The sequence below is a fragment of the Streptomyces neyagawaensis genome (assembly GCF_023516595.1).
Taxonomy (GTDB): domain Bacteria; phylum Actinomycetota; class Actinomycetes; order Streptomycetales; family Streptomycetaceae; genus Streptomyces; species Streptomyces neyagawaensis.
The window spans coordinates 216,162-230,698 of record NZ_JAMGBG010000001.1 but is presented as its reverse complement, the minus strand read 5'-3'; the positions used below and the strand labels follow the sequence as shown (position 1 = coordinate 230,698).

Genomic DNA, 14,537 nt, shown 5'->3' with positions numbered 1-14,537 from the left:
GATGTCGGAAGGGGTCGGGTAGGGGTCAGTGGGGGCGGGTGAGTTCGGTGAGAAGGGCCCGACGGTCGATCTTGCCGTTGGGGTTGAGCGGCAGTGCGTCGAGGACGGTGATCCGGCGCGGCAGCATATAAGGAGGGAGCCGGGAGCCGAGTCCGGCGAAGAGCCGGTCGGGGGCGCAGCCGGTGCCGCTGACGGCGGCCTCCAGCTCCGGTTCGCCGTCGGCGGCCGGCATCGCGAGCACGACCGCCTCGCGCACTCCGTCCTGCGCCCGCAGCATCGCCTCGATCTCACCGAGCTCGATGCGATGGCCGCGGATCTTCACCTGGTGGTCGGTGCGCCCGAGATGGATCAGCTGCCCGTCGCGCAGGGCGACCCGGTCGCCGGTGCGGTACCAGTCGGCCTCACTGACCGGGCCGGTGCCGGTGTGGGTGCCCGTGCCGGGGGCGGTGCCGTCGTCGGCGGGGACGAAACGGCCCGCGTCGTTCGCCGGGTCGAGATAGCCGGGGAAGCGCTGCGGGCCGCGTATGCACAGCTCCCCGGTGTCGCCGGGCTCGCCGTCCTCGTCCAGGAGCAGGAAGTCCAGGGTGGGGAAGCACCGGCCGATCGGCGCCGTGCCGTTCGGGGTCTCCGGCCAGTCGGCGAGGTTCGCGGGGAAGCGGTAGCCGGTGCAGGAGATGGTCAGCTCCGTCGGCCCGTACAGCACGTCGAGCTCGCTGTTCGGGGCGGCCTCCCGCCACTCGCGGGCCGCGGCCAGGGACAGCGGTTCGCCTCCGAAGACCGTCCACCGCAGGGTGGGCATGCTGCCCGGCTTCAGGGTGCCGAGGCGGGAGGCGAAGCTGATGAGTGAGGGCACCGAGAACCAGTGCGTCAGCCGCAGGGCGTTGACGGTCTTCACCGGTGACAGCAGCTGACTGCGGGCCGGCACCACCAGGGTCGCCCCGCCCGCCCAGGCCACGAACAGATCGTGCACCGAGGCGTCGAAGGTCAGCTCGAACGTCTGTGACATCCGGCTGCCGGGCCCGACGCCGTAACGGGACGCCACATGACCGAGGTTGGCGGAGATGTTCCGGTGAGTGATCGGCACGCCCTTAGGTGCCCCGGTCGAACCGGAGGTGAAGATGATGTACGCCAGATCGTCCGGGTCCACGCGGGGCCACTCCCCGTCCGGGCGGGGCTCCGCGGCGATCGCCGCCAGTCCCGGCTCGTCCAGGACGAGCCGCGCCACCCCCGGGTCCGCGTCCTCGGTGTCCGTGAGGACCAGGTCCAGCTCCGCCGCCCGGACGATCTCGGCGGTGCGGCCCGCCGGGTGCTCCGGGTTGAGGGTGACGACGGTGGCCCCCGCCCGCTGGATCGCGAGATACCCGGCGTACGCGCCGACCGAGCGGCTCGCCAGCAGTCCGATCCGCCGGGGCCGCTCACCCCCCGCCGCCGTGAGCAGCCGGGCGGCGATCACCTCGGCGAGCCGCCGCAGTTCGGCGTAGGTCAGCCGCCGGTCCTCGACCTCCAGCGCGACCTCGTCCGCGAACTCCTCGGCGGAGCGGGCGAACCAGCCGTACAGGGTCCGCGGGTCGGTGCTCTGCCCGGGCGCCGCCGGGCCGCCGGGTCTGTTCGGGTCGGGCGTGCCGACCCCGGGACGGGCGCTCATCGGGCGGCGGCCTCCAACTCGCGGGTCCACTCGCGCAGTTCGCCGACGGTGCGCAGGCGGCCGAACTCCTCCGGGTCGACCTCCTGGCCGGACCGCCTGGTCAGCTCCACCACGATACGGAGCCGGGCGAGCGAGTCGATGCCGATCTCGGTGAGGGTGGAGCCGTCGTCGAAGCCGGTGCGGGCGTGCTCCCGCAGCAGCCAGGACGACAGATCGCTCTCCAGGTCCCCGCCGCCGCGGGTGCTCTCACCGGCCCAGTAGCGCTTGGTCTGCCACGGGTAGTGGGGGAGGGGGACGAAGCGGGCGCCCTTCTTGAACTCCTTGAACTCCTTCTCCCAGTCCACCTCTTCGCCCGCGCGGTAGCGGTCGGCGACCTCGCGGGTGGCGTGCGCGGCGTGTGCGCCCGGCGTTCCGGTGAGCGCGGCGACCAGCTCCGCGTGCGTGGCGCCGGACACCGCCATCCGGTGCTCGTGGTGGCGGCGGCGCAGCGCGGCGCTGAAGCAGATGTCCCGCACCGGGTACCCGGCGCCCGCCCCTCCGGTGTCGAGGTACTCCGCGTACGACCGGGCCAGCGCGTCCAGCGCGGCGGGCGTCCGGGCGGAGAGCGGGAGCACATAGGTGGTGATCGACAGCACCGCCTTGAGCCTCTCCTTGAAGGTCTCCTTGGCGGGCTCGGCCTGGCGCAGGACGACATGGGCGTTGAGCGCGGAGGAACCCTGACCGGATATGCCCATGACAGCCGGACGCCCGTGGTCGCCCAGGGGACGCGACGAGCGGGGTATCTCCAGCGGCAGTTCGTCCCAGGCGACCGCGGGGTTGGGGGTCTCCACATGGAGGCTGGCCGGGATCTCGCCGTGCTCCAGGCAGAGCACCGCCTTGATCAGCCCGGCCAGTCCGCCCGCCGCCTCCGCGTGACCGATGTTCGACTTCACCGAGCCGACGAGCAGCGGCCGCTCCGCCGGGCGCCCCTCGCCCAGCACCTTGCCGAGCGCGGTCAGCTCCAACGGGTCGAACACGGGGGAGCCGGAGCCGTGCGCCTCGACGTAGTCGACGTCTGCGGGGTCGATCCCGGCGTCCTCGTACGCCCAGCGCAGCACGTCGAGCTGGCCGGTGAGGGAGGGGCTGAGCACCGAGTCGCTGGTGCCGCCGTCGTTGCCGACGGCGCTGCCCTGGATGACGGCGCGGATCCGGTCCCCGTCGGCGACCGCGTCGGCGAGGGGCTTCAGCACGACGACGGCGACGGCGTCGCTGGGCGCGTGCCCGTCGGCGCTCGCGTCACCGAACCTGCTGCGCCCGTCCGCGGACATGCCCCCGGCCGCGGTCATCACCTGGCCCTCGTCGGGGCGGAGTTTGAGGTTCACACCGGCGACCACGGCGAGCGGGATCTCGTTGGCGCGCAGGCTCTGCACGGCGCTGTGCACGGCGGTGAGCGAGGACGAGCACGCCGTGTCCACGACCATGCTGGGGCCGCGGAGGTCGAAGAAGTGGGAGAGCCGGGCCGGCAGCAGCGAGCGGAAGTTGTGCAGCTGGGCGGCGGTCGCCCCGTCGGGGCCGAGCCGCAGGGCGCGCTCCAGGTAGTCGGCGCGGGTGTTGCCCACGAAGACGCCGGTACGGCTGCCCGCCAGGGCGTCCGGCAGCTGGCCCGCGTCCTCCAGCGCCTCCCAGGTGGTCATCAGCAACAGGCGCTGTTGCGGGTCGAGTTCCACCGCCTCGGTGGCGGACAGTCCGAAGAACTCGGCGTCGAACTCCGCCGCCTCCACATAGCCGGCCCGCCTGCTGGCCAGCTTGCCGGGGCCTGGTCGGGGTTCGTGGAGGGCGTCCACGTCGTAACGTTCCGGTGGGGTCTCGCTGGTGGCGTCCACGCCGTCGCGCAGCAGCTTCCACAGTGCGTCGGTCCCGGCGGCCCCCGGGAGTCGGCAGGCCATGCCGATCACTGCCACGGACCGTGCGTCCACGTCCGACTTCTTCAACGGAACTCTCCTTCGCAGTTGCGTCGATGTGCCTGTGTGATGGCGCGCTCGACCTCCACGTGGCCCCGGGGGCGCCGAGTCCGGCGGATGGTGAGCGTGTTTCAGGTTCACGAGTCTGAAGTGGCCACCCGGACGTCCTCGTACCGGGTCCCCCGTGGATCAGCGGGGCAGGGCGCCCTCACTCAGGTCTGTCGACGACAGGCCCCGGAACCTGTCGTCTACAGGTCCCTAACCGGAACAGTGGCCGACCGTCCCGGATGCTGTACTGCGGCGCTGTGCGCTCAGTGGATCTTGGCGCGAAAATGACTTGGGTGGAAGGGTGTTCCAGCCCACATGTGAGACCGGGGGTCCGCAGCCCGAACCGCACTCGCCCCACCGCTCGACACCCTCTCGTTCAGCCGGAAGCGCACGCACGACCGTCGAAAACCGGACCATCGCACGATTGTCGTACGCAAAATCGTTTCCGCTTGATTGTCGTTCAAGGTTTGGCGGGAAGTGATCGCCGAAGGTTGAAACTCGAAGAAATTTGGGCAGGTTCCCGGGTTGGCCGACAGGGCGGGGCCCGTGAGGCAGGGGGTCCGTCAGGGCCTTCCGTGGCACTGTCCATCAAGTCAGCCTAGAGGGACCACCGTTGTCTGTGAGGCATCCGGGACATAAATTAACGGCCGTGGTGAACCGTGGAGTCCTGGATTCTGCTTTCATCTGCGGTATGGATCCCCTGACCTCCGACCAGGCACTCCGTGCCGCTGAACAGCGCAGGCTACGGCTGCAGGTGCTCGGCCTCAACAGCGTGGAAGCGGAAGCCACCTTCGACCGGGTGGCCCGGCTCGCCGCGAGCTTCACCCGCTCGCCCCTGGCCATGGTGAACTTCATCAACGACGAGCGGCAGATGTTCCGCGGCATGTACATCCCGCCCTCGTCCCCCGGTGAGAAGGTCGGCCCGGACAGCCCGGCCGTCCCCTTCGACCTGAGCGCACTGTCCCGTGAGGCGCCCGCCGACTACGGCTTCTGCCCCCATGCGGTCGCCCAGGGGTCCCAGCTCGCCCTGGACGACGTCTTCGACTACCCCAGGTTCAAGGGCAACCCCCTCGTCAACGACCTGGGCGTCCGCTCGTACCTCGGCACCCCCCTGCGTGACAACACCGGCATGATCCTCGGCACCGTCTGTGTCGCCGACTTCGAGCCCCGCCAGTGGGACCGCCGGATACGCGAGGCCATGCAGGAGCTCTCCGAGACCCTGCTCGCCGACTTCAAGCTGCGCGACAGCCTGCTCGCCCAGCAGCAGGAGCTGTTCGCGGTGTTCGACGGCGCCCCCTTCCCCATCATGCTCACCGAGGGGCCCAACCACCTGCTGCGCTACGCCAACGGCAAGCAGGGCCAGGCCTTCGGCATGGTCCCGCAGTTCAGCCCGGGCCGGCTCGCCCTGCCGCACCTGGACGCCGTCGGCGTCTTCAACGCCATGGACGACGCCTTCCACAGCGGCCGCGCGGCCACCCTCTCCCGCGCGCACCTCGGCACGTACGACTATCCGCAGCCCCAGGAGTTCGACTTCCTGTGCACCCCCGTGCGCACCTCGCCCGGCGCGCCCATCAGCGGTGTGCTGACGGTCGCCATGAGCGTGACGGGACAGGCCTTCGCCGGCCCCGAGCAGCAGGCCTTCGCCGCCAATGTGCAGGAGCGCTTCGAGCAGCTCGGCGCGGGCGCGTTCCCGGGACAGCGGCCGTAGGGGGTGTTGCGGAAGTCCCGCACAGCACCCACGGCGCCCGGCACGCTCCCCCAAGCTCTTCGAGCAGGGGGTACCCCCACTCGCCGCACCGGCCAAAGGCCCACGTAGCGCCGCTACGAGGGCCTTCGTCCGGCACTCCCCCAAGCTCTTCGAGCAGGGGGACCCCAGGCCACGCACCGGACACCGCGGGCACCGCTCTGGACTTCCACAACACCCCCCAGGCGACGGGCCGGGCTCCGCTCGGTGGCCGGACGCCCGTCGACGGACCGGGCATGTGGTGAGACGTATCTCACATGGCCCGGTCCGGTTATCGGCGAAAAAATCCGGCAGCTGCAGGGGCCACATACGGGCAATCTCGGCCAAGTTCCGCAACCTCGGAATCCGGACATCTGATGGGAGACGTCCGACATCCCGCACATTCCGTGGCCGTGCCGTGTGGCTTGTGAGTGACCTGTCACCGGACGGTCCGAGGACCTTCAAAAGGCCGCTCGCCGGGCCGCCCCCACCGCCGCACGGTCAGCGCGGGCTCTGCCGCATCTCCCTCGGGCTCACCCCGTAGCGCCGCCGGAAGGCCGTGCTGAGGGCGCTCGCGGAGGAGAAACCGGCGGAATAGGCCAGGTCCGTGATCGACTGGTGCTCGCACTCCGCGCACAGCAACCGGTCCCGCACCAGCCGCAGCCGCTCCTCGCGGATCAGCTCACGGGGCGTGGTGCCCGCCTGCTGCAACGCGAGCTGTATCTGCCGCAACGACCAGCCGAGGGCACGCGCCACCGTCGTCCCCGTGAGCCCCGGGTCGGCCACATGGTCGCGCACATAACGGCGGACCATCGCCTCCACCTCGCCCAACTGCCCCGGCACATCGGGGCGGTCGTCCCCGGCGGCCAGCATGCACACCAGCTCCACCACCCGGTCGGAGACGGCGTCGAACTCGGGGTCGGTCAGATGCTCCCGCTCCTCGTGCAGGGCGGTCAGCATCCCGCCCACGATCCGCCCGAGCCCCCGCGTCAGGTCCAGCCCGGCCGACACCGGCGCCCGGCAGCCCAGCCGGCCGTTCACCTCACGGGCGGGAACGGTGAGGATGAACGCGTCGACGGCTTCGCTCTGCAGACACTGGAACGGCGACCCGAAGGAGACCAGCGCCCCGGTGCCCGGCGTCAGCCGCGCCTCCTCGCCGTCCTGCCGCAGCACGATCTCCCCGCCCAGCGGCAGCAGCAGCCGGTAGTCCTCGTCGGGGTCCTGGCGCACATGGTGCGCGGTCCGGCTGTACTCGATCCGGTCCGAGCGGTACTTGACCAGTTGATAGGTGTCCGTGCGCTGCCGGACCGTCCGCCCGCGGAAGTTCTCCGCGCGGGCGTACCGGAAGCCCATCCGGGACTGGTACTCGCCGATGTGCTCGGTCCAGAAGTCGGCCCGCTCCCGCGGCTGAAGCTCCTCGGTGTTCAGCGCGTCGACGGCATAGCTTCCCCCGGGCAAAGCCACTCCTCCCGTTCATCGATCCCGACGGCTTCCTTGCGGTCTCATACGATTCCTGACCGCGAAAGCTTCAACTGGTGCATGATCAAAGACGATTCGGAGTCCGATCCGGCCGTGGGGGCACCCTAGCGCGGCAAGCGATTGCCATGCCGTGCGGTCGGTCGATCATGCGGAAGGGAAGGTCACAGGCCCCTTCACACCCCTTGCGCCACTGATGCGCCCTGTGACAACTTCCCTGCGCGCCACGGGAAGACACGCCGGGGCCGCATCACTAACGTCGGGCGCTCCGTCAACCCGCGTTCACCGTCCGGGACCTGAGGACGTTCCGGGACTTGAGGACGTAAGGACTCGTGGACTTTCATGACCGATCAGATACCGCAGGCGGTGACCTGGGGCCTTGCCGCGGCCCTGCTCGCCACCGCCGTGCTCCTGCTGCGCCAGCACGGGATCACCGCGCGGCAGCGCAGACGGAACGCCGACCTGGTCCGCGAGGTCCGGGCGCGTGAGGAGGAGCTGCGCCATCTGGTCTCGGTCCGGCTGCCCGCGCTCGCCGACCACCCCGGCCAGGACGTCCCCGGCATCGGACCGCGCGACGCGCGGATCGCCGCCACCGAGTACGGCAAACAGCTGGAGCGGGTCCTCGCCCTCTTCTCCGTCGCCGTCGACCACGCCCGCTCCCGCGCCGACCGCTCCGCCAAGGCCGCCCTCCAGGCGTCGATGCGCTCCCTCCAGGCCCTCGCCAACGAACAGCAGATCTCCATCGCCGAGATGCAGGACCGGCACGACGACCCCGACGTCCTGCGCGACCTGCTGGAGATCGACCACACCAACGCCCAGTTCGGCCGCCGCGCCCAGGCCATCGCCGTCCTGTGCGGATCCTGGCCGGGCCGCCAGCGGGCCACCTCCCCGCTGATCGACGTCGTCCGCGGCGCCACCTCCCGCATCCGCGACTACCGGCGGATCCGGGTCAACGGCCAGGTCGACATCGCGGTCGAGAGCCGCGCCGTGGAACCCGTCGTCCTCGCCCTCGCCGAACTGCTCGACAACGCCGCCCGCCACTCGCAGCCCGACACCACCGTCGAGGTCACCGTGCAGACCGTGCACAACGGCGCCTGCGTCATCATCGACGACGCCGGCGTCGGCATGGACGCCCAGGCCGTCGAGAGCGCCGGCCCGCTGCTCGACGGAGCCCGGGCCGTGGACGTCACCCGCCTCGGCGACCCGCCCCGGTTCGGCTTCGCCGTCATCGGGGTGCTCGCCCGGCGCTACGGGTTCAGCGTCTCCGTGGACACCCGCTCCCCCTACGGCGGCGTCCGCGCCGTGGCACTCCTGCCGGCCGCGCTGCTCACCCACCTGGAGCCCGCCGCGCCCGAGGCCCCGGCCCGCCCGGCGCCCACCCCCGAGGACACCCCCCGCCCGGCGGTCACCGAGGGCAGCACCGAGGGCGGCCTCCCCAAGCGCCGCCGCCGTACCCCACGACGGCAGGTGGCCCCCGAGCCGGAGCCCTTCGACACCGAGGAGCCGCCCGGCCGGTCACCCGAGGAGAACGCCCGCATCATGGGCGCCTTCGCCCGCGGTACCCGCTTCGGCCGGGCCGCCGGGCGCATCCTCGACGACGACATCATCGCCCCCGAGCCCTCCACCCCCCATGACAACGAAGGGACCCCCCGCGCATGAGCGAGCCCACGACCAACGAGCTGGGCTGGATGCTCGACGACGTGCTGAAGGTGCCCGAGGCACGCAACGCGATCCTGCTCTCCGCCGACGGCATGCTCCGCGCCCACTCCGCCGGCATCGACCGCGACGACGCCGAACGCCTCGCCGCGGGCCTCTCCGGCCTCCAGTCGATCAGCCGCAGCACCGCCGAGTTCTGCGGCCCGTCCACCAGCCCCTGGCGGCAGACCCTGATCGAGTTCGGGCACGGCTACGTCTTCCTCGTCGCCGCCGGCGAGGGCGCCTACCTCGCCGTCTCCACCGGCGTCGAGGTGGACATGGAGGCCGTCACCTACCGCATGCACAAACTCGTCGACCGGCTCGGCAAGGAGCTGTCCACCCCGGCCAGGCCGGCCACGGGCAGCCGGACATGACGCCCCGCCCCCGGCCCGGCGGGCGCCTGGTGCGGTCGTACGTCGTCACCGACGGCCGCGCCCGCCCCACCCGCAACACCCTGGATCTGATCACCCTGCTGACCGCCGCCGACGACCCGCCGCCGACCGGGCTGACCCCGGAGAAGCGCCGGGTGACAGAGCTGTGCCGCCACGGCGCGCTCTCCCTGGGCGAGGTCGCCGGGCACCTCGGGCTTCCGGTCAGCGTCACCAAGGTGCTGGTCGCCGACCTCATGGACAGCGGCCACATCGCCACCCGCACTCCGTCCCCCGGGTTCCACAACCCCTTCGAGCAGGGGGAACGCCCCTCGGCCGTCCGGCGGTTCGACGCCGGCATCCTCCAGGAGGTCCTCGATGGGCTTCGCGCCCGCCTCTGACGACGTGTATCTGCGGCCGACCGTGCGGCGCGCGCTCAAGGTGCTCGTCGTCGGGCACTTCGCGGTCGGCAAGACCACCTTCGTCGGCACGCTCTCCGAGATACGGCCGCTGCGCACCGAGGAGGTCCTGACGCAGGCCGGTGCCCTCGTCGACGACCTCGCCGGCACCCGCGACAAGACCACCACCACGGTCGCGCTGGACTTCGGCCGCCTCACCCTCAACCCGTCCCTGGTCCTCTACCTGTTCGGCACTCCGGGACAGCAGCGCTTCACCCGGCTCTGGGCGGACATGACCCGCGGCGCCCTCGGCGCGCTGGTCCTCGCCGACACCCGACGGCTGTCCGACTCCTTCGAGGTGATGGGCACCCTGGAGGACCTGGGCCTGCCGTACGCCGTCGCCGTCAACGACTTCGACGGCGCCCCCGTGCACGACCTGGCCGAGGTGCGCGAGGCCCTCGACCTGCTGCCCGAGACCCCGCTCGTCCGCTGCGACGCCCGCGATCCGGACTCCTCCACCCGGGCGCTGATCGCGCTCGCCGCGTACCTGCTGAGCCGCGACGCCGAACTGGAGCACGCGTGACCCCCGAGACGCCGCCCGGCCCGCCCCCGGGCTGCCCGGCCCACGAACCCCTCCACGGCCCCGACTTCGCCGCCGACCCGGCCGCCGCCTACCGGCGGCTGCGCGCACACGGCCCCACCGCACCCGTCGAACTCGCCCCCGGTGTCCGGGCCACCCTCGTCACCTCGTACGACGCCGCCCTGCACGTGCTGCGCAGCACCGAGACCTTCTCCAAGGACCCGCGCCGCTGGAACGACCTCGCCGACGGCACCGTCCCCATGGACAGCCCCGTCGTCCCGATGATGATGTACCGGCCCAACGCCCTGTTCACCGACGGCGAGGAGCACCGGCGGCTGCGGGGCGCCATCACCGACAGCCTCGCCCGCGTGGAGCCGCACACCCTGCGCGACTACGTCGAGAGCAGCGCCGACACCCTCATCGACCGATTCGCGCCCACCGGCAAGGCCGATCTGCTCGGCGAGTACGCGCAGGTCATCCCCCTGCTCGTCTTCAACCACCTCTTCGGCTGCCCCGCCGACCACGGGCTGAGGCTGGTCGAGGGCATGTCCGGGATCTTCGACGGCGTGGACGCCGAGCGGGCCGACGAACTCCTCACCACCACCCTGTTCGACCTGGTCCACCTCAAGCGGCGCACACCCGGACCCGATGTCACCTCCTGGCTGCTGGCGCACCCGGCGGCGCTCACCGACGAGGAGATGGTGCACAGCCTCGTCGTGCTCATGGGCGGCGGAACCGAGCCGCAGCAGAACCTGATCGCGGGCGCCCTGCGGCTGCTGCTGTCCGACGACCGCTTCGCGGGCGAGCTGTCCGGCGGCAGCCTGCCCGTCGAGGACGCGCTCGACGAAGTGCTGTGGACGGACCCGCCGATGGCCAACTACGCGGTGCACTACCCCGTCCGGGACGTCGTGTACGAGGGTGCTGCGCTGCGGGCCGGGGACCCCGTCGTGGTCTCGCTGGCCGCCGCGAACACGGACCCCGCGCTGACGGGTGACCGGCGGGCGGGCAACCGGGCCCATCTCGCGTGGAGCGCCGGCCCGCACAACTGTCCCGCCCAGAGCGAGGCCCGGCTGATCGCCTCGGTCGCGGTGGAGAAGCTCCTCGACCGGCTGCCGGACCTCGAACTCGCGGTGCGCACGGATCAGTTGGAGTGGCGCCCGGGCCCGTTCCACCGGGCGCTCACGGCCCTGCCGGTGTCGTTCCCGCCGGCCCCGTTGGCGGCGCGGGCAGCCCCCGCGCGCGCCGTCCCGCCGGCGCCGCCCGGCCCGCCTGCGGCGGGTGGGGCGACGGAGAGCGGGGGTGCGGGGCCGAGGAACGGGTGGGCGCGGTTGTTGTCGTGGTGGCGGGGGGAGTAGGGGGCGCCTCATGGCTCGGGGGTGCGGGGCGCGTTGGCGGCTGCGGGGCCGTCGTGGCCGGTCGCGCAGTTCCCCGCGCCCCTGGAGGGACGGGCCCGCGGCCCGCCCTTCGGCCTGAAAAGCACGGGCGCAGCCCGGTCGCTTTTCAGGGGCGCGGGGCGGTGACACATGCGGCTCCGCCGCGTGGGCGCGACCAGCCCCACCCACCCGCACCCGCCCACGCACCCCCACCCCGCACCTACGAACCGCGCCCGGCCCTCACCGAGCCCGTACGGGCAACCGCCGATGCCCGTTGGAGATGAACGACTCCACGTACCCCAATGCGTCCCCCTCCGCCCCCAACCGCAGCGCCGGGAACCTCTCGAACAGCGCCGGCAGCGCGATGCGTGCCTCCATCCGCCCCAGCGGAGCGCCCACGCAGAAGTGCACCCCGTACCCGAACGCCAGGTGCTCCTTGTCGGCGCGGGTGACGTCGAAGACGCCCGCGTCCTTCCCGTGCCGTTCGGGGTCGCGTCCGGCGGCGGCGTACGCCGCGAGGATCGCCTCGCCCTTGCCGATCACCATCCCCTCCGGCCCGCCGAACGCGGCGAGGTCCAGGTCCTCCACCGCGTACCGCAGCGGCAGGCTCGCCACCGGCGCCTCGTACCGCAGGGTCTCCTCCACCACGTCGTCCCAGGTCGCCCGGCCCTCACGGACATGCGCGAGCTGCTCGGGGTGGGTGAGCAGGGAGTGCACGGCCTGGTCGAGGAGGTTCACCGTGGTCTCGTGGCCGGCGCTGATCATCAGCACCAGGGTGTCCAGCAGTTCCTGCTCGCTGAGTCGCGCGTCGTCCTCGTCGCGGGCCGCGATCAGCCCCGTGGTCAGGTCGTCGCCGGGCGTGGCCCGCTTCGCGGCGACGAGTTCGCCGAGGACGCCGTAGAGCCGCTCGTAGGCCGCGGTCATCTCACCGGGGTCGGCGGACGTGTCGAAGAGGCGGTCCACCAGCTCCCGCAGTTCCGGCGCCCGTTCCTCGGGCAGCCCGAACAGTTCGCTGATCACCCGGATCGGCAGGGGGTAGCAGAACTCCTCCCGCAGGTCGACGCTTCCGCCGTCGCGCAGGCCGTTCTCGACGTGGTCGAGGAGTTCCTCGGTGATCTTCTCGATGCGGGGCCGCATCGCGGCCGTCCGGCGCGCGGTGAACGCCTTGGCGACCAGGGTCCGCAGCCGTTTGTGGTCGCCGCCGTACGCGGTGAACATGTTCTGCACGGCGACCCAGGTGAACAGCGGCCACTCCGGGGTGATCTCACCGGCCGCGAACCGCGGCCAGTGGCGTCGCGCGTCCTTCGACACGCGGGGATCGGTGAGCAGCCGCTTGAGCAGCTCGGGGCTGCTGACCGCCCACGCCTCGACGGCGGGCGGCCCCGGGAGCACCACACGGGTCGCCGGACCGTGCGCGCGGATCCGGTCGGCCTCGCCGTGGATGTCACGGCCGGACGCGTCGATCACTAACGGGCTGGGGTTGTCCATCGGGCCCTCCTGCGGTCGGGAACACTGCCACGGCGCACCGTGGAAACCCGGTCACGCTACGGCTCCGCGGTGTCGCGGGGCGAGTTCACGGGCGACGCGCTGCGTACGCCGACAACTTCCCTGCGCGTTCCCGCAAGTCGGGTGCCGGAGCGGATCCTAGGATCGGGCCCACCCCCCTTGAAGAGCCGGTGAGTGTCATGACTGTCAGCTGGGCCCCGCGCTGGATGTGCTCGTACAGCCCCGAGGTGCGTACGGTGCCCGCCGGGCGCTGGTGGAACGCGGTCCGGGTGCCGGTCGCCCTCGGCGTACCGGCGCTGACGGCCCTCGGGGACGCCACGGGAGCCGTCATCGAGGACGGCTTCGGCGGGATCATGTACTGGCTGGTGCCGCCCGGCGACGGGGCCGACTGGCGGCTCTCGGGCGTCCAGGTCCTCGGAGCGGGCTGCCATGTGGCGGTCCCGCCCCTGCGCCGCACCTCGGGCCCCGGCCTGTACTGGCGGGTGCCGCTCTCCCACGACCGCTACTGGACCGACACGGCCCGGCTGGGCGCGGCCCTGACCTCGGCAGCGCAGTTCCCCGCGCCCCTCTAGGGGGCGCGGGGGTCGTCGTACCGCGGGTGCTACGCCTCGGCGGGCTGCTCCTGCTGGTGCGGCTTCGCGGCCCGGTCGCGGGCGCGGTCCTTGCGGGTGCGCCGGGGTTCCTGGTCGGGCAGCCACCCGAAGGCGAGCGTGCTGCCGACGGCGCCCATCAGCAGGCCGACGACGAACCCGCCGATGTTGGACGTGAGCCAGGTGCCCAGGGAGAGCAGGATCCCGAGGATGGAGTAGAACAGGCGCTGGGACGGGTTGAAAACGATCAGCAGCCCGCACACGATCATCAGCGAGGGCAGCAGATAACCCGCCAGGCCCTGCATTCCGATCTTCAGGATGACGGGGAGCGGTGCCTTCATGGTCACCAGGATCTCCGCGCCGCCCAGGAACAGCAGCAGCCCGCCCGCGAAGGGCCGGCGTCCTCTCCACTCCCGGAACTCGTTCACTTCGGGCAGCCCTCGCTCCGGAATCGCATGTGCAGGTCGGGCAGCTTGAAGACGGCCGCGGTGGCGGCGTAGTTGTGCTGGTACAGGTCGGTGATGGTGACCGAGTCGGCCTGCTGGCCGTACACACCGGGAGGACCCTGCTGTCCGACCTTGTCGAACGTGCTGGAGTCACGGCCGATCTCGATGTTGTTGAACGAGGCGTCGCCGCTGATGTCGTCGGAGTCGATCGCCAGGTTCTTCACGCTCACCGGTGTGGACTTGTTGCCCGCGGTGAGGACGAGCTGGATGCCGCCGAGGTCGACGCTCTGGCACAGGTTGGTCAGCTTGCCGCTCTTGACGACCGAGGTCACGACGAGCACCTGGCCGCCGGTGTCGCCCTCGTTGGGGCTGTTCTCGATCATGTGGTCCAGCGCGCCGAACTGGGCGAAGCCCTCACCTTCGAGCTTGTCGGCGGTGACGACGAACGGCATGCCGGAGATGGCGAACTGGACACCCAGGGCGCCCTGCGCGGTGAGGATCATCAGACCGGCGGCGACCGCGGTGGCCGGCACCGCCATCACGGCGGCGCGCTTGAGGCGGACCCGCCCGTGTCTGCCGGATGCTTCGGAACCCTCGGGTCTTTCGTTGGTGGACGCCGTGGCGTCCGAGGACGAGGCCATGTGTGCTCCCTGGACCTTTAAGTCAATGCAGATGGGGCTTCGACGGCACGTTGTCCTGGCGCGGACAGCGGTTGCGGCGCACGCCTGAGCACACCTCCCGAGGGTGCA

Annotated in this window: 13 protein-coding genes; 7 read left to right on the top strand and 6 right to left on the bottom strand. The window is 71.9% G+C overall.

Annotated features, from left to right (window positions below; all coding sequences use genetic code 11):
• Nucleotides 1-25: 25 nt before the first annotated feature.
• Both M8J73_RS00970 and M8J73_RS00965 read right to left on the bottom strand, forming a co-directional pair.
• Nucleotides 26-1,645 (bottom strand): amino acid adenylation domain-containing protein, encoded by a 1,620-nt coding sequence (locus M8J73_RS00970; RefSeq protein WP_249828104.1) that lies wholly within the window; start codon nucleotides 1,643-1,645, stop codon nucleotides 26-28.
• Nucleotides 1,642-3,615, bottom strand: coding sequence for a type I polyketide synthase (locus M8J73_RS00965; RefSeq protein ID WP_107424059.1), 1,974 nt, complete (start codon nucleotides 3,613-3,615; stop codon nucleotides 1,642-1,644). The genes M8J73_RS00970 and M8J73_RS00965 overlap by 4 nt, the downstream gene beginning before the upstream one ends.
• 709 nt (nucleotides 3,616-4,324) lie before the next feature.
• Here M8J73_RS00965 and M8J73_RS00960 point away from each other — a divergent pair.
• The gene (locus tag M8J73_RS00960) at nucleotides 4,325-5,341 is read left to right on the top strand and encodes a GAF domain-containing protein (RefSeq protein ID WP_055540836.1); all 1,017 of its coding nucleotides are present in this window, start codon (nucleotides 4,325-4,327) and stop codon (nucleotides 5,339-5,341) included.
• Between the two features lie 516 nt (nucleotides 5,342-5,857).
• Here the strand turns inward: M8J73_RS00960 and M8J73_RS00955 are convergent.
• The gene (locus tag M8J73_RS00955) at nucleotides 5,858-6,820 is read right to left on the bottom strand and encodes an AraC family transcriptional regulator (protein WP_240501565.1); all 963 of its coding nucleotides are present in this window, start codon (nucleotides 6,818-6,820) and stop codon (nucleotides 5,858-5,860) included.
• 354 nt (nucleotides 6,821-7,174) lie between these two features.
• On the opposite strand from M8J73_RS00955, the gene M8J73_RS00950 reads away from it, so the two are divergent.
• From M8J73_RS00950 to M8J73_RS00930, 5 genes are read left to right on the top strand one after another with little or no spacing between them, the layout of a single operon-like run.
• Nucleotides 7,175-8,491 (top strand): ATP-binding protein, encoded by a 1,317-nt coding sequence (locus M8J73_RS00950; protein WP_249828103.1) that lies wholly within the window; start codon nucleotides 7,175-7,177, stop codon nucleotides 8,489-8,491.
• Entirely contained in the window at nucleotides 8,488-8,901 is a 414-nt protein-coding gene (locus M8J73_RS00945; protein ID WP_055542964.1) for a roadblock/LC7 domain-containing protein, read from the top strand. Before M8J73_RS00950 ends, M8J73_RS00945 begins: the two co-directional genes overlap by 4 nt.
• Complete coding sequence (locus M8J73_RS00940; protein ID WP_055542965.1) at nucleotides 8,898-9,296, top strand: DUF742 domain-containing protein; 399 nt, start codon at nucleotides 8,898-8,900, stop codon at nucleotides 9,294-9,296. The genes M8J73_RS00945 and M8J73_RS00940 overlap by 4 nt, the downstream gene beginning before the upstream one ends.
• The gene (locus tag M8J73_RS00935; RefSeq protein ID WP_249828102.1) at nucleotides 9,274-9,876 is read left to right on the top strand and encodes a GTP-binding protein; all 603 of its coding nucleotides are present in this window, start codon (nucleotides 9,274-9,276) and stop codon (nucleotides 9,874-9,876) included. The genes M8J73_RS00940 and M8J73_RS00935 overlap by 23 nt, the downstream gene beginning before the upstream one ends.
• Nucleotides 9,873-11,228 (top strand): cytochrome P450, encoded by a 1,356-nt coding sequence (locus M8J73_RS00930; protein ID WP_249828101.1) that lies wholly within the window; start codon nucleotides 9,873-9,875, stop codon nucleotides 11,226-11,228. Before M8J73_RS00935 ends, M8J73_RS00930 begins: the two co-directional genes overlap by 4 nt.
• A gap of 258 nt (nucleotides 11,229-11,486) precedes the next feature.
• On the opposite strand, the gene M8J73_RS00925 is transcribed toward M8J73_RS00930, so the two are convergent.
• Entirely contained in the window at nucleotides 11,487-12,734 is a 1,248-nt protein-coding gene (locus M8J73_RS00925) for a cytochrome P450 family protein (RefSeq protein ID WP_055542245.1), read from the bottom strand.
• A 197-nt stretch (nucleotides 12,735-12,931) separates the two neighbouring features.
• Here M8J73_RS00925 and M8J73_RS00920 point away from each other — a divergent pair, with 197 nt between their 5' ends.
• Nucleotides 12,932-13,324: a hypothetical protein gene (locus tag M8J73_RS00920; RefSeq protein ID WP_055542246.1), complete on the top strand. Its 393-nt coding sequence runs from the start codon at nucleotides 12,932-12,934 to the stop codon at nucleotides 13,322-13,324.
• Between the two features lie 29 nt (nucleotides 13,325-13,353).
• On the opposite strand, the gene M8J73_RS00915 is transcribed toward M8J73_RS00920, so the two are convergent.
• Complete coding sequence (locus tag M8J73_RS00915) at nucleotides 13,354-13,770, bottom strand: DUF6114 domain-containing protein (RefSeq protein ID WP_206188020.1); 417 nt, start codon at nucleotides 13,768-13,770, stop codon at nucleotides 13,354-13,356.
• The gene (locus M8J73_RS00910; RefSeq protein WP_055542247.1) at nucleotides 13,767-14,429 is read right to left on the bottom strand and encodes a DUF6230 family protein; all 663 of its coding nucleotides are present in this window, start codon (nucleotides 14,427-14,429) and stop codon (nucleotides 13,767-13,769) included. Before M8J73_RS00910 ends, M8J73_RS00915 begins: the two co-directional genes overlap by 4 nt.
• Nucleotides 14,430-14,537: the final 108 nt, after the last annotated feature.